The organism is Vibrio sp. 1159 (assembly GCF_033340395.1).
GTDB lineage: Bacteria > Pseudomonadota > Gammaproteobacteria > Enterobacterales > Vibrionaceae > Vibrio > Vibrio alginolyticus.
In genome coordinates, this window is the sequence record NZ_JAWOWL010000003.1 from 241,207 (window position 1) to 259,488 (window position 18,282).

Below are 18,282 nucleotides of genomic sequence, written 5' to 3' on the forward strand. Positions count from 1 at the left end.
CTTGGTGATGAGTTGTGTTTTAACAATTCTCTTTCTGAAAGAAAAGTCATTTCAATTGATGTTTTTGAATCTGAAACGTTAACATTATGCGCAATTGTGAGCATAAGGATTTGAATGGAATGAATACAACTTATTTTAACAGCGTTAATAGGTATAGCTACATATATAGTGTTAAGCCTGGTGATACTCTTACGAGAATTATATGGAAGTTTTATCATTTTAAGTTTGGAACAGATGGCTATAATTTTGCTGTTGCTCAAATAAAAAAAGACAACCCAAAAATTTCAGACCCTAATTCGATTAAATCTGGTCAATCTATTTACTTGAGAAAGTTGAACGTTTCAAACACCAAGCAATCTGAGTTTTCTTCTAAAATTGCCATTTCAGATCATGATCAAGCGCAATTTGAATCAACGATGAAATCTATGTCGCAAAACGAAAAGGAAGCATTTTGGGCTCTTTCTTGGCTTGATGACAATTGGGGGCCTGCGAGCGCAGGTATCGGTGCTACTTTTGCGTCCATGGGGGCTTTATTAGGAGATAGTGAAAAAGGAAATGTCGCAGAGCTAAAAAAGCTTGATGGTTTATATAGAGATTATAAATCAGGAAAGTTTTCGAAAGGGCAATATGATTACCGCAGGAAAAAACTATTAGAGAATGTAGCAAAAAACCTTGGACCAACTGAGAAGCTTCTCTTTAATGGTAAGAAAGCTCGAGAGGCTATGAGGATATCTCGAAACGGCGGGGTTATGACTACCGCGGCGCTTCAGAAGAATACTGATAGGTTAGCAAAGTTATCAAAAGTAGCAGCTAAAGGTGGCACTGTATTGACTGCAGTTAATATTGGTATTGCCTGCGATCAGATAGCTAGAGCAGACTCTAAGGCAAAGAAAAACGAAATATTGGTGGAAACTGCAGCAAGTACAGTTGTAGGTACTATGTCTGGTATTGCAATATCATTATTTGTTGTTGCTACACCCGTTGGTTGGGTGGGAGCTCTGGTATTGGGAGTTGCTTCATCTGTCGGAAGTTATTATTCAGGAAAACAAGCTGCAGCGGTATATAAAGAGCACTATTCTCACTTAGACGTAGTTGAATCGACAGGTGTAGGTAATATATGCAGTTATTAGATTGGTCCTTTCTAACCTTCTTTATCGCCGGAGGAGTCGCGTTTTTATGGTTCGTTATTATCGGAGCAATTTTTATATTTTTTATACCGCCAAAGGTGAAGCGGTTTGCTTTTAATCCGAAACATTATTCAGAAGTAGAGTTAGCCTTAGTCTCGGGTTTTCACTTTGGTGCTTTAGTACATGGTGTAGGCTTAGTTGCGGCGGTCGCTTTACCAACTTTAGCGAGGAGAAGGGGCTTTGCTGATATTCATCAAGTTTGCTCCGGTCTATTCATCGGAATTTGCCGTATTTATATAAGCGTTTTATTGCTTCTAGCTATGATCACTTTAGGCTCAATGGTGGTTTGGATGTCTATTACTTGAGAGCTGGAATAGAAGGTCGGTGAAGTTTGCAGTTATTAGAAGTTTCTTTTATTACATTTTTTGTTGCAGGTGCTTTGTTAGTTTTTTGGTACCTGATAGTAGGTATTTTGCTTATTGTTATCACGCCGCAAAAAGTAAAGCGCTATGCGTACACTAGTGAGCATTATACAGATATTGAGCTTGCTTTAGTTTCTGGATGTCACTTTGGGGCCTTAATACATGGATTAGCCCTTGTTGCCGCAGTTGCATTTCCTAAGTTGGCCAAAAAAAGAAAGCTAACAGATATTCGTAGAGTTTGCCCAAAGTGGTTCATAAGTATTGGGGTAGTGTACTGGACTATTTTAATCTTTATCGTAGTCACTATTTTTGCATCTTTGTTGGCTATGATTTTTTTTTGAATTGATTACGTACGTAAAAGAAGACCGAGCTTATGGCTCGGTCTTCTTTTATGCATGTTTTGCAAACGCATTGGTAAAAGACACGCTGCGTATTTTGTATTGCTGTTGATAAGCAAGAATAAAATCTCGGACAGCGTCATTTACGGGGAAAACACAGTGGACGTCTAGGCCTTCTAAAAACTGATTGTCAGCCATATCCCAGAAGCTTTGAAGCGAATTACAAATGATTGTTCTCATAACAGTGCTCGTCTCGGCTTATTTAAAGTCAGATTAACAACTGTCCTTGGTGTGCAATACGGAGCTAACTAGTTTTTCAATTGCCCAGTATTTTAGGGTGAAGGCTACATTACATCACCTAGATCCATTCGTATTGGTTAAAAACCAATCACTAGCGAGCAGAGTATAGCCAACCAAATGTATATTTAAAAGATAAAATTGGAACGAAAATTAAGCAATGGTTTGCGCATTTCTAAGTTGGTGTTTACATGATGACTCACTAGCTCGAAGCAGGATTTATGTGAGGCTTTACTCCAAAACAAACTTGATGTGTGGGATTGAGCGTCAATGAGCTGAATCCCGCACCTTGAGGTGTTGGTATAGCGGGACCTTAAATTTCTCTTCCTGATTTAAGGTTAAGCTACAAATCTAGCGCTAAGATTTTTGACTTACGCTGGAAGTTATATAGCCCTTGTTTGGCTCCGGGCAAATAGTCGACACTGACTTCGTAAAAACCTTGCTCTCTGAACCAATGCAGACTGTGTGTCGTGAGGACAAAAATCTGATCAATGGTTTCGGATTTAGAACGATGTTTCATGTAGTTGAGCAGTAACAAACCTCGGTTCCCATCACGATAGTCAGGGTGAATCGCTACGCAAGCCATCTCTGCTTTGCGCTCTTCTGGGTATGGATAAAGGGCTGCACAGCCAATAATCAGACCGTCCTTTTCGATAATGGTAAACTTTCCAATCTCTTGCTCTAGCTGCTCTCGAGAGCGCCTAACGAGTACACCTTGTTCTTCTAAAGGACGAATGAGGTCTAAGATACCGCCAATATCGTCAATATTGGCTTGCCTCACTTGTTCAGCGCTCGCCATAACGACTTGGGTTCCGATACCGTCGAAAGAGAACAACTCCTGAATTAGGGCTCCATCTACTTTATAACTGATCAAGTGGCTGCGAGGTACTCCGGCACGGCAAGCGGCAATAGACCCTTTAAGAAAGCGCAGTGTCCCAGTGTTGTAATCTAGGTCAGGAGACGTATTTTCAGAGAGCGTTTTGATGACATGCTCCGCCTCAATTGGCAGCAACTCGGCGACAGCATTACCGTTGTCATCAATGACACCTTGTTCTGAACAGAAACCAATCAGTTTGTCTGCGCCTAATTTGATCGCCAGTTGTGTCGCAACTTCTTCAGAAAGTAAGTTAAAACACTCGCCAGTCACAGAGCTCGCAATGGGGCCAAGTAGCACAATAGAGCCTTGATCAAGAGTGCGGTTGATAGCATCGGTGTCAATGCGGCGAATACGTCCACTATGGCAATAATCCACCCCGTCATCAACGCCGAGTGGCTGAGCAATGATGTAGTTTCCGCTAACGACATTGAGCTGGGTGCCTGCCATCGGAGTGTTGTTGAGGCTCATTGATAGGCGCGCAGTAATCGCAAGTTGAAGTTGTCCGGCAGCTTGCATAACAACAGATAAAGCCGATTCATCCGTAATGCGGATATTTTTGTGGTAAGGCGTAGTGAGGTCTTGTTTTTCTAGCAGCTGATTAATTTGAGGACGTGCACCATACACCACCACGACTTTAATTCCGAGGCTGTGCATGAGTGCGATATCATTAATAATATTGCCAAAATTTTTGTGTGCGACGGCTTCTCCGCCCAGCATGATCACCATGGTTTTTCCGCGGTGAGCATTGACATAAGGTGTTGATTGACGGAATCCTTTTACGAGAGCAGTACTACGAATTTTCACTACAGCCATCCCTTTGTTTAATTATGTTAAAATAATGCCTTTTTATTCACTCGGTGGCAAGGTGAAATTTTGGAATAAAGCACAAACATATTGAGGTAGGTTCTTGGTCCCGTTAAGAGGGAAGGTTACAATGGTGGCGTCTTTCCTCAATACGTGAACCTCATGTCTTCTGCTGTTAATAAGAATGCTGCGATCACTGCTTCAAATCTGTCAAAAACGTCATCTAAATCAATGCTTCGTAAGTGGCTAGAGCGTTCTCTCATGCTTATAGCGATAGTTGGAACCGTTGTCGTGTGCATGCTGTATAGTGATTTGATTACTCGAACCATTAATCCGCCCATTCCCAAATCGACAATTTATGGTCGCTGGGTTGAGCAAGATGTTGCGCCTTATGCTCGTGAAGAATTTGTGTTGAGTGAGCGCGGTGTTACCGTAAATGGTTCTACAGTGGCGACCAGTTTTGAATTCGATGGGGATTCGTTTTCGTATCGAGTGGGTTCAAATGAGCGGCACTTCAATTTTGTGGGTAAGCAGCATGCAGAAATGAAGCTGGATGCCAATGCACATTATCTACCTGTATTCCGTTTAGAGGGGCGTGCAAGGATTGCGGTAAGATAGTCGTTTTTATCTTTGTCTGTTAAGCAGAGATCTCTTGCGTCTGTGAGTCACATGGATGATCACAATTTCATCTCTCAATCAGTAAATCTTACTTTCAAACATAATCCGGACAATTCCGTAATTCTTCCGCTGCTATCATGTTGTATTAACTGAATGAATTCACAACGAGTAAACGGATTGGCTTAGCGTTGAAACATTTTGTCGTTGCTTTTCAATTGCACCGTATGCATTTGTTTGCCATCCTTTTGCTATTCTCTTTTACGGAAAAGACACGTGTTAAAAAAACTCCTTCCTATTATCTCTTTGAGCCTACTCTTTGGCTGTGCTCAACAAAATGATCGTGCTCAGCAATATCTTGATGGTGAGTTTCCTCAGATCCTCAATCAAGTGGATGTGGTTGAGTCTAACAAACCACGCGATTTTACTGAATTTAACAAGCAAGCAGAGCAAGTGGTGATAAAGTCACCATCCATGGCGAAGATTTACCAACCGCTATATCAACGATTAAGTGAGTGGGCGCAACAAAGCGGAGATACCAGCGCGTTGAGTGCGTTTGGCATTCAAGCTGCGCAATTAGGCGGTGGTGATCAAAAAGGTAATGTACTGTTTACCGGATACTTTTCTCCCGTGATGGAGCTGCGTCATACACCAAACGACATTTTTAAGTACCCAGTTTATGGCAAGCCAAACTGCTCATCAGATTGTCCGACTCGCGCGGAGATCTACAACGGGGCATTAGATGGCCAAGGTTTAGTGCTAGGTTATGCGCCTAATCGTATTGACCCGTTTATGATGGAAGTGCAGGGCAGTGGCTATGTGCATTTTGAAGATGATGATACGTTGGAGTACTTCGCGTACGCAGGGAAAAATAATAAAGCTTACGTTAGTATTGGCCGCATTTTGATTGAACGTGGTGAAGTGCCGCGTGAAAAAATGTCCCTCAAAGCAATCAAAGAGTGGGTGATGGACAACGACGATGCGACAGTGCGCGAGTTGTTGGAGCAAAACCCTTCTTACGTCTTCTTTGCGCCAAAAGAGGAAGCGCCAGTAACGGGGTCGGCTGGTATTCCTTTGTTGCCAATGGCGGCGGTCGCGGGTGACCGTTCTATCTTACCAATGGGGACACCAATCTTGGCGGAAGTACCATTGCTGAATGCGGATGGTACGTGGAGCGGTGCGCATCAACTGCGAATGCTGATCGTTTTAGACACTGGTGGTGCGGTAAAACAGAACCATTTGGATCTGTATCATGGCATTGGTGCGAGAGCAGGAACGGAAGCAGGGCACTACAAGCATTTTGGTCGAGTTTGGAAACTTGGGCTGGAAAACTCACCAACTCAAGCGCCTTGGGCTTTACCGCCAGAAAAGCTACAATAGTCGTCCAAGAGAGAGGAACACTCTCTTATCTAGACATTTCATCAAAGAGTGCGTATAAATCGCACTCTTTGTTTTTCTATCGATCATCTGGACTTCAATATGCGTGAACTCGATACCCCAGCATCTGACAGCTACAATCAACGCTTTGGCGGCACTCGTCGTCTTTATGGCAACAGCGAAGTAGACATTCTTCGCGCTGCACACGTTTGTGTGATTGGTATTGGTGGCGTAGGTTCATGGGCGGTGGAAGCGCTGGCTCGTACGGGGATCGGTGAGTTGACTCTGATTGATATGGACGATGTTTGTGTCACGAATATTAACCGCCAAATTCATGCGATGACGGGCACCGTTGGCCAAAGCAAAATTGAAGTTATGGCCGAGCGTGTCAAATTGATCAACCCAGAGTGTAAAGTCAATCTGATTGATGATTTCATCACGCCAGACAATCAACATGAGTACTTAAGCAAAGAGTTTGATTACGTGCTAGATGCGATTGACAGCGTAAAAGCGAAGGCGTCTTTGTTGGCGTATTGCCGCAGCAACAAGATCAAAGTGATCACTACGGGGGGCGCTGGTGGTCAGGTTGACCCAACGCAGATCATGGTCGCTGATTTAACGAAAACGATCCAAGATCCTCTAGCGAAGAAAATCAAAGACACCTTGCGTCGTCATCATAACTTCCCTAAGAATCCGGCTCGTAAGTTTGGTATTGATTGCGTGTTTTCAACCGAGCAGCTGAAGTACCCTCAAGCAGACGGTTCAGTGTGTGGTGTGAAGTCGACAGCGGAAGGCCCAAAACGTATGGATTGTGCTAGCGGTTTTGGTGCGGCGACTGTGGTAACTGCAACGTTTGGCTTTGTCGCGGTATCGCGAATCGTTGAGAAGTTGATTTCAAAATATAAGAAGTAAACTAGAAGAAGAGCGCATCATGACAGATTTTCCCGTTTCTCCATTTGGTACAGATATCACCAGCGAAGACATTGTAGCGACTATGCAGCAATTTCAAGGCTGGGAAGATCGCTACCGTCAGGTTATTCAGTGGGGTAAAAAGCTGCCACAAATGCCAGAAGAGCTGAAATCAGAACAAGTTACCGTTTCGGGTTGTGAAAGCTTGGTGTGGTTAGTGAGCAAAGAGCAAGATGGCGTTTGGCATTTTTGTGCGGACTCCGATGCGCGTATCGTCCGTGGGTTGATTGCCTTGGTGATGGCAGCTTATGACGGTAAAACGGCCGATCAAATTCAAGCATTTGATATTGATGCTTATTTTGATCAGCTGGGGCTTGTCTCCCATTTAAGCCCGTCACGTGGTAATGGCTTGAAAGCTATTGTAGAGCAGATTAAGCAAATCGCCGTGTAACGAGTCATTTTCCCAACTCTTAAAAAACGCCGAATAGCCTAACTGTTTGGCGTTTTTTGTATCTGAGTTGAGATATTTTTTGCATATGGATAAAAAGTATGCAAATGGTCGACTATTTTAGCGTTAATTAACCATTCTATTGATCCTGGTTCATTATATTGCCCACTTGGTTTTTATAAACTCAATTGTATTTAAAATTTGTCTATATTAGATAATAGACATATGCCCCATTCGCTCCTATTCCCCAATGTGGAAACACACTTGGAAGCGATTGGGTTACTTAGATACAAATGCTAGGAACCTCCCTATATGCAATTCACCTTGGAACATGCGCAAGACGTGTTATCCGGAATGCCAGACCCCACTTTTATTCTGAGTGAAGATGGTATCTATATTGATGTTTTTGGAGGAACAGATAAAAAAGCCTATCACGATGGAAGTAATTTGATAGGTGAGACGCTGCACAGCGTACTCGAGAAAGATAAAGCTGACTGGTTTATCGAACAGATAAATCGGTCACTGAAACAAGACAGTATTGTGACGATCGAGTACAAGATGTGCGCCGACAGCATTCAGGGAATAGATGCTAACAGTGGGCCAAGAGGCGACCTATACTACGAAGGCAAGATCTGCCCACTCGCTATAAAATACCGGGGTCGTCGCGTTGTCCTTATTCTTACACGCAACATCTCCAATCGCCACCGAGTTGAAACCCTTCTTCGCCATCAAAGCCAAATAGATGCTCTCACCAATATCTACAACCGACGTGTTTTTTTCGAAAAGCTCACAGAAGAGGTCATTAAAGCTCAAGAGCCGAACTATCACTCCGCGTTGTTATTGTTTGATTTGGACTTTTTTAAAGTCATTAATGATAAACGTGGTCATGATGCGGGAGACCATGTCTTAGAAACGTTAGCTGATTTGGTTTCTCACTTACTCGTCAAAGATGAAATTTTCGCAAGAGTCGGAGGGGAGGAGTTTGCGATTATTTTGCCAGAAACTTCTCTGTCGGCGGCGAAAGAGGTAGGAGAGGAAGTACGTTCCCACATTCAAAATTGTCAGTTCGAATTTGAAAAGATTGAAATTCCGGTCACGGTGAGTGTAGGCGTGGTGGAAATAGGCAGAAATGAAACCACCAAACGTTTGTATGCGCATGCAGATAAAGCGCTTTATGCTGCGAAAAGAAATGGCAGAAATTGCGTGGCGACTCTGGATAGGCAGATGGAGTAACCTTGTTGGTTACTCCAAATCAAACCGTTGGCGTTATAGCATGTCGACGGCTTTTTCAACGGCGGCGATGAGTCTTTCCACATCGCTCGTCGTGTTATAAATACCAAAAGAGACGCGTACCGTGCCTTTCACATTTAGCGCATCCATCAATGGGTGAGCGCAGTGGTGTCCTGCTCGTACCGCAATGCCTTGTTGATCGAGCAGCGTCGCAATATCTTGGTGATGAACGCCGTCCATTACGAAGGTCAGTACAGAGGCATTCGGTTGATAGCCTAGAATATGGATGTCATCCAAAGCGCTTAGTGCTTGGTAGGCCTTATCCTGAAGCGCATGGAGATGAGTCTCTACTTCGTGATGGTCAAAACCTTGGTACCACTCAATGGCTTTCGCTAGAGCAATCGCGCCCGCAACGTTTGGTGTGCCCGCTTCAAATTTTCCAGGAAGTGCAGAAAACGTCGTTTTTTCGAAAGAAACGCGTTCAACCATTTTACCGCCGCCGTGCCATGGTGGCATGGCTTCCAAAAGTTCAAGCTTGCCGTATAAAACCCCAATGCCTGCTGGTGCATAAAGTTTGTGACCTGAGAAAACGTAGAAATCGATATCTGATGCCGATAAATCAAGTTGCTCATGTACGATGCCTTGCGCGCCATCAACTACAATAACCGCGCCAACGTTGTGCGCCAGTTCAGTGATTTTTTCGATAGGTTGGCGTGTGCCTGTTACGTTGGTTATTTGTCCGCAAGTAACAATTTTACAGCGGTCAGACAGAAGCGCCTCAAATGCACTGATGTCGAACTGACAATCTGATGTCATCGGAACTTTAATGACTTTAGCCCCCGTTTGCTCTGCCACGATTTGCCAGGGCACGATGTTGGCGTGGTGCTCCATCTCGCTAATTAAGATCTCATCACCTGGTTGTAACGTGCTACGGGCGTAGGTTTGAGCAATTAAGTTCAGTGCTTCGGTTGCGCCCCGTGTCCAAATGATTTCCTTAGAGCTGTTTGCACCAATAAAGCTTGCCACTCGTTCTCGTGCCGCTTCAAATTGGCTGGTAGCATTAGCCGTTAAACTATGACTGCCACGGTGAACATTGGCATTTTGCGCACTGTAGTAATGACTGATGACATCAATCACACATTGCGGTTTTTGCGTTGTCGCTGCGCTATCTAGATACACTAAGGGCGTATCGTTGACGGATTGATTTAGAGCGGGAAATTGCTCACGTACAGCATTTACGTCAAACATTATTCTTCACCAAGCTTGTGGTAGTGCAGAGTAGGCAGAGGGAGCATTGGTTCAGCAACTGACCATGCGTGTTTTTTACCTGAGAGTTGAATGATTACTTCCATCGCGAACTCTAAAGCTGTACCCGGACCTTGACTAGTGATCAGGTTGTGGTTGATATCAAAGGTCACGCGTTTGCTGCGCCACTTCTCTTCCGGGATATGTGACTGAAAGCTCGGGTGACAGGTCATCAGTGATTGTGGGAAAAGATCATGGTGTTGCAATACCAACGCCGGTGATGCGCAGATAGCAGCAACCAATTTTCCCTCGTAGATGTGCTGCTTAAGGATTTCTATCATCACCGTACTATCACGGAAAATTTCTGCACCACCAACACCACCAGACAGTGCTATGGCATCAAACTCATCATCAGCGATATCGACTAGCTTACAATCTGCCGTTAATGTGACTCCGCGAGAAGCTTTCATCGTCAATGAGCCATCAAAAGCAGCACTCGCTACTGTAACGTCATAACCCGCGCGAACCATCATGTCGATAACGGTGACGGCTTCCATTTCTTCGGTGCCTGGAGCTATTGGCACTAAGATTTTCTTACTCATTGTTCTGTCCAGCTTTGTTCTATTTGTTTGATGCGTTGGTAAAGTTTTAAATTCTCAGGCGTATTGATGCGATGTTTCTCGGCAGCCTTTAAAAAGTATCCGGTTATAAAATCAATTTCCGTTCGACGCTGATGGAATACGTCTTGTCTCATTGAAGAATAGTTCTCAGCTGTGGCGTTCACCACTTGCATTACCGTATCGAAAAGAGAGCGAAACTCGATAGCAATACCTTCTTTACTCATTACTTCAACCAGTTCTTGAGTGATGCTTTCGAGTTGTATCTTAAACTCGGGCTGCGCAAGCTCACCATTCTTACACTGCTGAATCGCAGTCAGTGGGTTAATCGCGCAGTTAATTGCTAACTTAGTCCATAACGCAGATTGGATGTGTGGATTCCAAATGACCTCTGGAAGAGCATGAAGCATAACATCTTGCAGAAAAGCGCACTGCATTCCTTTGTCATTATAACCACCCACTTGCGTTGTTCCGTGACCGGTATGCAGTACGTGTTGGTTATCTGGTTTGTATGCGCCGTGCGTCGTTGTTGCGAGCACTATCGGATTGTTTTGCACAACCTTCTCCACGCCAGAGGCAGTACCCATACCATTGTGCATCAGCATGATAATCGTGTCTGTATTGATATGAGGGAGCAAAGGCTGAATGGCGTCTTCCACTTGCCAAGCTTTTACCGTGATCAAAATGAGATCCGCTTGATTTACGGAGGAAATATCTTGATTACTGAATACGATTGCGGGTGTGTCATCCAACTGAAGTGATTGTTGTCTCTCTGAACTTCTTCCCCACAATGAAACATTGTGCCCGGCAAGCTGAAATTTTGTTGCCCAGAGTGAGCCCACCGCACCTGGACCGAGGATAAGGATATTCACCAAACGCTCTCATTAAAAAGGTTTGCTGCAAGGATAATGAGGGAAAAAAGGAAAGCAAATAAAAATGGCGCCGAAAGGCGCCATTTTTGATGAAACTTAGTGGTTCAATTAGAACTTGTAAGTTACAGCTACGTAGTGACCTACGCCTGAAGACTCAGATTTTGTCGAAGAATCCCATGGTAGACCAGTACCATCTTCGAAACCATATACGTCATGGTATAGCTTCAGACCGTAACCTACCGCGAAGCGGTCAGAGTGCCAGTAGATACCGTTGAACATAGCACCGCCATTACTAACTTGAGAATACTCGTCTTTCATACCAAATTGGTAATCGATGTAACCTTGGTAAGAGATGAATGAACCGTTCTCGAAGAAGTAGAATGGTTTGAACCAGTTAGTCGAGATTTGGAAACCGTTCCAATCTTTTTGGTTTGAGTCGTAAGTGCCGTAAAGGTTTAGACCCATTTTACCAAACCAAGGAACCATTACGTCAGAACCAAGACCTACTTTCTGAGTGTTAACACCGCCATTGTTACCGTCCCATTCAAAAAGAGTAGACAAGTAAAGCTCTTGTACTGGACCGAAAGATAAGTCTTTACCAGTAATAGCGTCTAGAGACATACGAGGGGCGAACTTCATAAAGATTTTACCATCTTTATCAGCTTTATCACTGCTGCTGTCGGAAGTTAGGTTGAATACGTCAACGTAGCCGTAAAGGTCGAAAATACCAGAGCGACCGCCAAATTCCATTTCTAGGTAATCGTGAGTTGATTCGTAAGGACCTTTCTCATTTATTGCGCCCATGATGTTGAACTGCATCCACTTGTAATCGTTCTTGTGGATATCGCCATCTGAGTAGTCAGCAGCCATAACTGGAGCTGAAGTAGCCGCTAGAAGGCTAAGAGCTAAAAGTGATTTACGCATAAGGGGACTCTCTATGTTTGTAATGATTCAGAACACGCAATCTGTGCTGCGCTTTCCAATTGGCGGGAATAATAGCGATAAAAATCCCAAATGAAAGTGATAAAGGGTGCAAAATTGAACGTTTTTGGTGAGTTATGTCACGAAATTATCTTTATTTACGGAACTTTTTGTTTGTTGCATTTGATTGCAATAAATATGTGATTTGGATCGTTTGCGTAAGCGATTTTATGACTTTTTAAGCCAGTCGATTAACCAACATAAATCGTTAGTGATCGGAGTGATAAGGGATTCGTATGTATCCGTGAATCAAAGAGGACGTTTGAATGAAAGAAGTCATGTTATTCCCACTCACTTCAGTTGTACTCCCTGAAGGTAAAATGAATCTGCGCATTTTTGAGCCACGATATAAGCGAATGGTAAAGGAATGCAGCCTACAAAATGTGGGCTTTGGAGTTTGCCTAGTAGGAAGTGAAGGTGACCCTAAAGACGTGGGTAACGTTTCATCTATCGGAACTTTGGTCAGGATCGTTGATTTTGAAACACTCAGTGATGGCCTTCTTGGTATTACAGTTGCTGGTGAGCAACGCTTTGTTGTCAAACGCGTCCGTGCAGATGCGGATGGCTTACGTCATGCAGAGGTTGAATGGTTAGACAATTGGCAACATCTAGACAACTCACCAGATTTCTTCTTTTTAAGCCAGCAGTTATCCCATGTTTATGAAGAGTTTCCTCAACTTGGAAGCCTCTACCAGCATCGTTTTTACGATGACTCTGCTTGGGTTACTCAGCGTTGGCTTGAGTTACTACCCCTAGACTGCAATCTGTTCGAACAGCTAGTCGGCGCAGAGGACTGTATTTCTGCGTTGCAATTTCTGACAGAAGCCATAGAAGCCCCGACTAACAAAGAGGCAAGGATATGAAAGGATTTAATAAAGCTGCGCTAACTATTGTTGCGACATTAGGACTGGCGGCGTGTGGCTCCGACAGTGACACTATCGAGTATTCCAATTTACAGGCAGTGCACGCGTCTTCTGATGCGCCGCTTGCAAATGTGTGGATCAACGATAAACCATCATTAACGAATGTTGATTATGGTGTGGGATCTGGCTACGTTAAATTGCGAGAGGGGATGAATTCGATTCAGGTCGATGTTCAGCTCCCAGGTAATGAAACCGCGACCGTAATACCTAAAACAGAACTAGATCTTGATTCCGACCTCAATTATAACGTGTTCGTTGTTGGCGATGCCGATGGTTCGCCAAACCCAGTTGAGCCTTTAGTTGTGACTCGCAGCGCCGATTCAATGGCTGATGCCAATAGTCTAGATGTTCAAGTTGTTCATGCAGCTTCAGGCGTTCCTGCTGTTGATCTTTATGTCACTGAGCCAGGTGTTGCTCTTGCTAGCGCGACTCCAATAACTAACCTTGCTTACAAAGCTTCTACCGACGTATTGAACATCCCAGCTGGTGAGTATCAAGTTCGACTTGCCGTAGGAGACAGCGTTGCTTTTGACTCCGGCACAGTACCTCTTGCGGCTAACTCCAACTTGACGATTGCCGCTATCGGCACAGGAGATTCGAATAGCACGTCACCTGTCAAACTCTTGGTGTTGGACGGTTCGGGCTCTTCTATAATTGAAGATATGGGCAGCCAAGCTGAAGTAAGAGTCGGACACCTTGTCGATGGAGCGCCAGTCGTCGATGTTAACGTTAACGGGGCGGCCTTCGCTCCTCTTGCCGACTTAGCGTTCAAAGAGATTCGTGGTTATTTGGATCTTGCTGCTGGGGATTACGATATTGATGTTTACGTGGATGGCACAACAACCAATCCGATCATAGATGTTGACGGGTTAATGGTTGCAGGTGGAATGGATTACAGTGTTTATGCAGTCGGTGTTGTTAGCCCAGCGATTGATATCGAAGCTCTGGTTGTTGAAGATATGAGACGCGCTGTGACGACTAGCGCGACATTGAATGTGACACACGCGGCGGCTAATCCTATAGCGGAAATGGTGGATATTTACCTCACTACGAGTGCAGGAATAGATGGAAGTGATCCAACTATTGCTAATTTTGCGTATAAAAATAGTGTACAAGGATTATATGTCGCTGAAGGTACATATTATGTAACGGTAACAGTGGCTGGTAACCCAAGTATTGTTGCGGTTGACTCAGCACCAGTCAATGTAATGAACGGTGTTGTGTACCAAGTCGTTGCCATTGATGATGGGAACAACGGTGGTTTCAACTTGTTGGTCGATGACGTGACCGATTAGGAAGAATGGGAGGAGGAAACTCCTCCCACAAATTAAGGCCGATTATGATGAGTGATAGCCCGAAAAAACTGGGGCGCAGTGATTGGAACGATTACATGGATAAAGTGAAGGCTCGAGACAAAGACGCGTTCGCTTTTGTATTCCGTTTTTACGCACCCAAGCTGAAGCAATTCGCTTACAAACATGTTGGTAATGAGCAAGTTGCTATGGAGATGGTGCAAGAGACCATGGCGACAGTTTGGCAGAAAGCGCACCTCTATGATGGTGAAAAGAGCGCGTTATCGACTTGGATATATACCATAATCCGAAACCTTTGTTTTGATGTGCTGAGAAAACAGAAAGGTAAGGAATTACACATTCATTCTGATGACATTTGGCCGTCAGAGTATTATCCACCTGATCTTGTTGATCACTATTCACCAGAGCAAGATATGTTGAAAGAACAGGTGGTTAAGTTTTTAGATATATTACCGAAAAACCAGAGAGATGTTTTACAAGCGGTATATCTTGAAGAGCTACCTCATCAACAGGTCGCGGAATTATTTGATATACCCCTCGGTACTGTAAAATCCAGGCTGAGGCTTGCAGTAGAAAAGCTAAGGCATTCAATGCATACGGAGCAACTATGAACAAACACCCAGATAACAGCTTGTTAGAAGCATACGCTTCGGGAAGGATTGATGCAGTTTCTGGTCTTGTGGTCGCAACCCATTTAGAAACATGCACCAAGTGCCGAGCTTATGTGAACCAAGTCGAAGCAAGTCAAGCGAACATCGTAAGTGACATACCTTCTGAGTATGTTTCTGAATTTGACGACATGTTTAATGACATCATCAATGCGGAGCCAGCGACTGATAATATCGTGATCCGCGACCCTGCTGCTGTTAATGTGGCAGGAAAAAGTTTCGCTCTTCCTAAAACTCTAGCGCGTTTCTCTGACCTCGTAGGGTCATGGAGAAGTTACGGAGGCAAGGTTTTCAGTGCTCAGATTGACCTAGGGGAAGACGCTCGTGTCAGCTTAATGTACATCGGGGAAGATGTGCAAATTCCTCAACATACGCACAAAGGCCTGGAGTCTACATTGATCCTACATGGCGGATTTAGTGACGAGGATGGCCAATATGAAGAAGGCGATTTGATGATTAGAGACGCATCAGTGAAGCATAGCCCTTACACTAAGGCCGGAGAAGACTGCTTGTGTTTAACCGTATTGACTGAGCCGATGATCTTTACTCAAGGCGTGGCACGTATATTTAATATGTTTGGTAAAGGGTTATACCCATAGACCTCTTATCTTATATATCGCAAAACAAAAACCACCGAATTCGGTGGTTTTTTATATGCTTCGTTAATGCTTGTGACGTGCTTTTTCCAATAGAGCATCAAAGTAATGTCGTAGCGAGTACAACATAATCAAGCTTGGCACGACCATGACAGCGGTAAGCACGAAGAATGTGCTCCAATCATTAAGATAATCCACTAGCTCGCCACTGAAAGAAGCAAGAGTCGTCCGTCCGAAGTTTCCTAGAGAGGCAAGCAACGCATACTGAGTTGCCGAAAATGCTTGCCCGGTTAGAATCGTCAAAAATGAAACAAAAGCGACAGTTGAGAAAGCAGTCGTAAAGTTATCGACAATAATCGTGGCTAAGTACAAGTGCTCGTTTGGGCCTACCGAAGCAATCCATGCAAACATCAAGTTACTGGCAGACATAGCAATACCGCCGATCATTAATCCACGTACAATACCAAACCTAACGTTGAACATGCTTCCGACAAAAGTAAAGAAGATGGTGGCTCCCCAACCAATCAGTTTGGAGTAATAGCCAATTTGTTCATTGCTAAAACCAATATCTTTATAGAACGCGATCGACATCCTGCCCAAAAACGCTTCGCCAATTTTAAATAGGAAAACGAACAGCAACAGAGTAATCGCGACACGGACGCCATTGCGATTAAAGAAATCAAGGAAAGGTTCTACAACAGTCACGGTAAACCAAGCTACGACTTTTGAACCAACCACTTCTTTGTGGCGTTGTTCAGCGGCAGACTGAAGTTGTTCGCGTTGAGTCTTCGGTTCACCGACTAAAATCGTAAAGACCATTAGAATGCCGACTATCACCGCCATCCCGTAGTACACACCATTCCAACCGACACTGTCAGCATTAACAAACGCTAAATAACCCGGTAGTGAATAACCTGTCCACCAGCCAATGACCGCCATTGCAGAAGCTTGAGGCAGTTTAGACTCTTCTGACTTTGGGAAAGTATCAATACGAAAAGCATCAATTGCGATGTCTTGTGTCGCTGAAGCCGTTGCAATGCACAAGGCGAGTAGTGACGCAAACACCAAGTTTTCCGCTGGATTAACGCCGGCAATAAATAGGGTAGCGACGAGTACGATACTTTGGCAAAAGAAAATCCAGCTACGTCTTTGCCCCAGCAGTCTAAAGAGGACTGGCAGCTTCACGCGGTCAACCAGAGGTGCCCACAGAAAGTTGATCGCATAGACCGCAAAAACGCTACCAAAATAGCCAATTGCGGAGAGGGTCAAGCCGGCATCTTTTAGCCAACCTGACATGTTTGAACCGATAAGAACCCACGGAAAGCCGCTAGAGCAGCCCAGCATGAAAACCCACATGAGTCGTTTATCGAGGTAACTTTTTACCGTTTCCAACCAAGTGATGGAAGGTAATGAAGACATAAATCAATCCAATAAAATGAAGCCGTTGAAAGAGAAAGCCCTTCGATTATTCAAAGGGCTTATCGTTTTGGCTATTTAAGTAGTGTAGCTTTGGTGATGACGATTTGCGTCTCTGGTACATCACGCATTCGGCCTACTGTCGTGGTCGGCTGCTGAGCCATTTTCTGGATAACGTCGAACCCCTCAGTAACCTCACCAAATACAGCATAACCTGGTGGTCGAGCGCCATAGTTGAGAAAGTCATTGTCGACTAAGTTGACGAAAAACTGACGAGTTGCAGAGTTTGGTGCATTAGTTCGTGCCATGGCGATGGTAGCACGGTCATTGTTTAGACCATTATTTCCTTCGTTTTTGATTGGCGCGTATGTTTTCACCATCTGCATATCTTGGTTAAAGCCGCCACCTTGTGCCATGAAGCCTGGGATAATACGATGAAAAATAGTACCTTCGTAGCTCCCATCTTCTACATATTTCAGAAAATTAGCGACAGTGATAGGTGCTTTCTCTTCGTTTAACTCAACCGTAAATGAGCCAAGTGTCGTTTCAAACGCTACTTTTGGTCCAGCCCAAACGCTGCAGCTGAGTAATGCTAAAGACAGAATCGCTTTGCGTAACATTAGAAACGCTCCTGCATGTATTGACGAAGCTCAGGGTCATTGGCAATCTCTTTAAGCGTCAATGTCACCACATCATTCAATGTCTCTTCAATATCGGCATCAGAAGCACTCAATGTGCCAGATCGCTTTGCTGTACCTGTATAAGTTTTGACTAGCTTGCCCTCAGGTGTCTCTGCTGTGATTTCCAGCACAACTTTAGCATCCATCTCATTTTCCATCACCGAATGCTTCACGTTGACCAACGCTTCTTGAACGCTCAATTCAATCGCGTTGTTGCTGTTTAGATCCGCATGGAAACCTTGAGATGAGAATTGCTTCTCTAATGCTTCTTCTAACGCAATACGTAAATTCTGTTTAGCATGAAGAGGAAGAATGTTCGAACGGCCGTTATCCACCAACGCCACGTACTGCGCTGCACGTACATCTTTGCTGGTCAAACTGTAAGTCTTGCCTTGAACAATTGGATTGGTGCTCAATGTGCTTTCTGGCATCAGGTTCAGCTGAGGTTGTTGAGGGGCTGAACACGCAGCAAGCAACGCAACCGAAGCCGCAAGTACCAATTTTCTCATTTTATTATTCCTTTTAAC

At 44.2% G+C, this 18,282-nt stretch carries 21 protein-coding genes; 12 read left to right on the plus strand and 9 right to left on the minus strand.

The window, feature by feature from the left end; all coding sequences use genetic code 11:
* Window positions 1–119: 119 nt before the first annotated feature.
* Genes R7127_RS04370 through R7127_RS04380 form a run of 3 tightly spaced genes read left to right on the plus strand, consistent with a single transcriptional unit; the run spans window position 120 to window position 1,890 of the window.
* Entirely contained in the window at window positions 120–1,130 is a 1,011-nt protein-coding gene (locus tag R7127_RS04370; protein WP_033905549.1) for a LysM peptidoglycan-binding domain-containing protein, read from the plus strand.
* The gene (locus R7127_RS04375; protein ID WP_033905548.1) at window positions 1,118–1,492 is read left to right on the plus strand and encodes a hypothetical protein; all 375 of its coding nucleotides are present in this window, start codon (window positions 1,118–1,120) and stop codon (window positions 1,490–1,492) included. Before R7127_RS04370 ends, R7127_RS04375 begins: the two co-directional genes overlap by 13 nt.
* Before the next feature lie 26 nt (window positions 1,493–1,518).
* Window positions 1,519–1,890 (plus strand): hypothetical protein, encoded by a 372-nt coding sequence (locus tag R7127_RS04380; protein ID WP_033905547.1) that lies wholly within the window; start codon window positions 1,519–1,521, stop codon window positions 1,888–1,890.
* A gap of 48 nt (window positions 1,891–1,938) precedes the next feature.
* Here R7127_RS04380 and R7127_RS04385 read toward each other — a convergent pair whose 3' ends face one another.
* Both R7127_RS04385 and argA read right to left on the minus strand, forming a co-directional pair.
* Entirely contained in the window at window positions 1,939–2,127 is a 189-nt protein-coding gene (locus R7127_RS04385) for a hypothetical protein (RefSeq protein ID WP_074191720.1), read from the minus strand.
* A 400-nt stretch (window positions 2,128–2,527) separates the two neighbouring features.
* Window positions 2,528–3,865 (minus strand): amino-acid N-acetyltransferase, encoded by a 1,338-nt coding sequence (argA, locus tag R7127_RS04390; protein WP_012841478.1) that lies wholly within the window; start codon window positions 3,863–3,865, stop codon window positions 2,528–2,530.
* Between the two features lie 162 nt (window positions 3,866–4,027).
* Between argA and R7127_RS04395 the strand changes: the two genes are divergently transcribed.
* The 5 genes from R7127_RS04395 to R7127_RS04415 all read left to right on the plus strand — a co-directional run bounded on the left by R7127_RS04395 (window position 4,028) and on the right by R7127_RS04415 (window position 8,447).
* Window positions 4,028–4,483, plus strand: coding sequence for a DUF2850 domain-containing protein (locus R7127_RS04395; RefSeq protein ID WP_005380234.1), 456 nt, complete (start codon window positions 4,028–4,030; stop codon window positions 4,481–4,483).
* A 273-nt stretch (window positions 4,484–4,756) separates the two neighbouring features.
* Window positions 4,757–5,860: a murein transglycosylase A gene (gene mltA, locus R7127_RS04400; RefSeq protein ID WP_033905546.1), complete on the plus strand. Its 1,104-nt coding sequence runs from the start codon at window positions 4,757–4,759 to the stop codon at window positions 5,858–5,860.
* A 99-nt stretch (window positions 5,861–5,959) separates the two neighbouring features.
* The gene (gene tcdA, locus R7127_RS04405) at window positions 5,960–6,769 is read left to right on the plus strand and encodes a tRNA cyclic N6-threonylcarbamoyladenosine(37) synthase TcdA (protein WP_005380241.1); all 810 of its coding nucleotides are present in this window, start codon (window positions 5,960–5,962) and stop codon (window positions 6,767–6,769) included.
* A gap of 19 nt (window positions 6,770–6,788) precedes the next feature.
* The gene (gene csdE, locus R7127_RS04410) at window positions 6,789–7,217 is read left to right on the plus strand and encodes a cysteine desulfurase sulfur acceptor subunit CsdE (RefSeq protein ID WP_005380244.1); all 429 of its coding nucleotides are present in this window, start codon (window positions 6,789–6,791) and stop codon (window positions 7,215–7,217) included.
* A 309-nt stretch (window positions 7,218–7,526) separates the two neighbouring features.
* Window positions 7,527–8,447: a GGDEF domain-containing protein gene (locus tag R7127_RS04415; RefSeq protein WP_033905545.1), complete on the plus strand. Its 921-nt coding sequence runs from the start codon at window positions 7,527–7,529 to the stop codon at window positions 8,445–8,447.
* 33 nt (window positions 8,448–8,480) lie between these two features.
* On the opposite strand, the gene csdA is transcribed toward R7127_RS04415, so the two are convergent.
* The 4 genes from csdA to R7127_RS04435 all read right to left on the minus strand — a co-directional run bounded on the left by csdA (window position 8,481) and on the right by R7127_RS04435 (window position 12,102).
* Window positions 8,481–9,692, minus strand: coding sequence for a cysteine desulfurase CsdA (csdA, locus tag R7127_RS04420; RefSeq protein WP_064376477.1), 1,212 nt, complete (start codon window positions 9,690–9,692; stop codon window positions 8,481–8,483).
* The gene (locus R7127_RS04425) at window positions 9,692–10,291 is read right to left on the minus strand and encodes a DJ-1 family glyoxalase III (RefSeq protein ID WP_033905543.1); all 600 of its coding nucleotides are present in this window, start codon (window positions 10,289–10,291) and stop codon (window positions 9,692–9,694) included. Before R7127_RS04425 ends, csdA begins: the two co-directional genes overlap by 1 nt.
* Window positions 10,288–11,178 carry a 2-dehydropantoate 2-reductase gene (gene panE / locus R7127_RS04430; protein ID WP_033905542.1) on the minus strand — a complete coding sequence of 297 codons (891 nt, stop codon included), beginning with the start codon at window positions 11,176–11,178 and terminating at the stop codon, window positions 10,288–10,290. Before panE ends, R7127_RS04425 begins: the two co-directional genes overlap by 4 nt.
* A 108-nt stretch (window positions 11,179–11,286) precedes the next feature.
* Window positions 11,287–12,102: an outer membrane protein OmpK gene (locus R7127_RS04435; protein ID WP_033905541.1), complete on the minus strand. Its 816-nt coding sequence runs from the start codon at window positions 12,100–12,102 to the stop codon at window positions 11,287–11,289.
* 323 nt (window positions 12,103–12,425) lie between these two features.
* Between R7127_RS04435 and R7127_RS04440 the strand changes: the two genes are divergently transcribed.
* From R7127_RS04440 to R7127_RS04455, 4 genes are read left to right on the plus strand one after another with little or no spacing between them, the layout of a single operon-like run.
* On the plus strand, window positions 12,426–13,022 hold the full coding sequence (locus tag R7127_RS04440) for an LON peptidase substrate-binding domain-containing protein (protein ID WP_033905540.1): 597 nt from the start codon (window positions 12,426–12,428) through the stop codon (window positions 13,020–13,022).
* The gene (locus R7127_RS04445) at window positions 13,019–14,377 is read left to right on the plus strand and encodes a DUF4397 domain-containing protein (RefSeq protein ID WP_033905539.1); all 1,359 of its coding nucleotides are present in this window, start codon (window positions 13,019–13,021) and stop codon (window positions 14,375–14,377) included. The genes R7127_RS04440 and R7127_RS04445 overlap by 4 nt, the downstream gene beginning before the upstream one ends.
* A gap of 44 nt (window positions 14,378–14,421) precedes the next feature.
* Window positions 14,422–15,006 carry an RNA polymerase sigma factor gene (locus R7127_RS04450; RefSeq protein ID WP_213895567.1) on the plus strand — a complete coding sequence of 195 codons (585 nt, stop codon included), beginning with the start codon at window positions 14,422–14,424 and terminating at the stop codon, window positions 15,004–15,006.
* Entirely contained in the window at window positions 15,003–15,662 is a 660-nt protein-coding gene (locus tag R7127_RS04455; protein WP_318141923.1) for a ChrR family anti-sigma-E factor, read from the plus strand. Before R7127_RS04450 ends, R7127_RS04455 begins: the two co-directional genes overlap by 4 nt.
* 63 nt (window positions 15,663–15,725) lie before the next feature.
* On the opposite strand, the gene R7127_RS04460 is transcribed toward R7127_RS04455, so the two are convergent.
* The 3 genes from R7127_RS04460 to R7127_RS04470 all read right to left on the minus strand — a co-directional run bounded on the left by R7127_RS04460 (window position 15,726) and on the right by R7127_RS04470 (window position 18,264).
* Window positions 15,726–17,078 carry an AmpG family muropeptide MFS transporter gene (locus R7127_RS04460; protein WP_005380257.1) on the minus strand — a complete coding sequence of 451 codons (1,353 nt, stop codon included), beginning with the start codon at window positions 17,076–17,078 and terminating at the stop codon, window positions 15,726–15,728.
* Between the two features lie 71 nt (window positions 17,079–17,149).
* Window positions 17,150–17,695, minus strand: a complete 546-nt coding sequence (locus tag R7127_RS04465; protein WP_005380258.1) for a peptidylprolyl isomerase — start codon at window positions 17,693–17,695, stop codon at window positions 17,150–17,152.
* Complete coding sequence (locus tag R7127_RS04470) at window positions 17,695–18,264, minus strand: YajG family lipoprotein (RefSeq protein ID WP_005380259.1); 570 nt, start codon at window positions 18,262–18,264, stop codon at window positions 17,695–17,697. Before R7127_RS04470 ends, R7127_RS04465 begins: the two co-directional genes overlap by 1 nt.
* Window positions 18,265–18,282: the final 18 nt, after the last annotated feature.

What these genes read in the sequence shown, in the direction of transcription:
- R7127_RS04440 (WP_033905540.1), top strand. Translation starts at nt 12,426, where the DNA reads ATGAAAGAAGTCATGTTATTCCCACTCACTTCAGTTGTACTCCCTGAA.
- R7127_RS04450 (WP_213895567.1), top strand. Translation starts at nt 14,422, where the DNA reads ATGATGAGTGATAGCCCGAAAAAACTGGGGCGCAGTGATTGGAACGAT.
- R7127_RS04370 (WP_033905549.1), top strand. Translation starts at nt 120, where the DNA reads ATGAATACAACTTATTTTAACAGCGTTAATAGGTATAGCTACATATAT.
- R7127_RS04445 (WP_033905539.1), top strand. Translation starts at nt 13,019, where the DNA reads ATGAAAGGATTTAATAAAGCTGCGCTAACTATTGTTGCGACATTAGGA.
- csdA (WP_064376477.1), bottom strand. Translation starts at nt 9,692, where the DNA reads ATGTTTGACGTAAATGCTGTACGTGAGCAATTTCCCGCTCTAAATCAA.
- R7127_RS04470 (WP_005380259.1), bottom strand. Translation starts at nt 18,264, where the DNA reads ATGAGAAAATTGGTACTTGCGGCTTCGGTTGCGTTGCTTGCTGCGTGT.
- csdE (WP_005380244.1), top strand. Translation starts at nt 6,789, where the DNA reads ATGACAGATTTTCCCGTTTCTCCATTTGGTACAGATATCACCAGCGAA.
- R7127_RS04455 (WP_318141923.1), top strand. Translation starts at nt 15,003, where the DNA reads ATGAACAAACACCCAGATAACAGCTTGTTAGAAGCATACGCTTCGGGA.
- R7127_RS04375 (WP_033905548.1), top strand. Translation starts at nt 1,118, where the DNA reads ATGCAGTTATTAGATTGGTCCTTTCTAACCTTCTTTATCGCCGGAGGA.
- tcdA (WP_005380241.1), top strand. Translation starts at nt 5,960, where the DNA reads ATGCGTGAACTCGATACCCCAGCATCTGACAGCTACAATCAACGCTTT.
- R7127_RS04385 (WP_074191720.1), bottom strand. Translation starts at nt 2,127, where the DNA reads ATGAGAACAATCATTTGTAATTCGCTTCAAAGCTTCTGGGATATGGCT.
- R7127_RS04460 (WP_005380257.1), bottom strand. Translation starts at nt 17,078, where the DNA reads ATGTCTTCATTACCTTCCATCACTTGGTTGGAAACGGTAAAAAGTTAC.
- R7127_RS04465 (WP_005380258.1), bottom strand. Translation starts at nt 17,695, where the DNA reads ATGTTACGCAAAGCGATTCTGTCTTTAGCATTACTCAGCTGCAGCGTT.
- R7127_RS04415 (WP_033905545.1), top strand. Translation starts at nt 7,527, where the DNA reads ATGCAATTCACCTTGGAACATGCGCAAGACGTGTTATCCGGAATGCCA.
- R7127_RS04395 (WP_005380234.1), top strand. Translation starts at nt 4,028, where the DNA reads ATGTCTTCTGCTGTTAATAAGAATGCTGCGATCACTGCTTCAAATCTG.
- R7127_RS04435 (WP_033905541.1), bottom strand. Translation starts at nt 12,102, where the DNA reads ATGCGTAAATCACTTTTAGCTCTTAGCCTTCTAGCGGCTACTTCAGCT.
- R7127_RS04425 (WP_033905543.1), bottom strand. Translation starts at nt 10,291, where the DNA reads ATGAGTAAGAAAATCTTAGTGCCAATAGCTCCAGGCACCGAAGAAATG.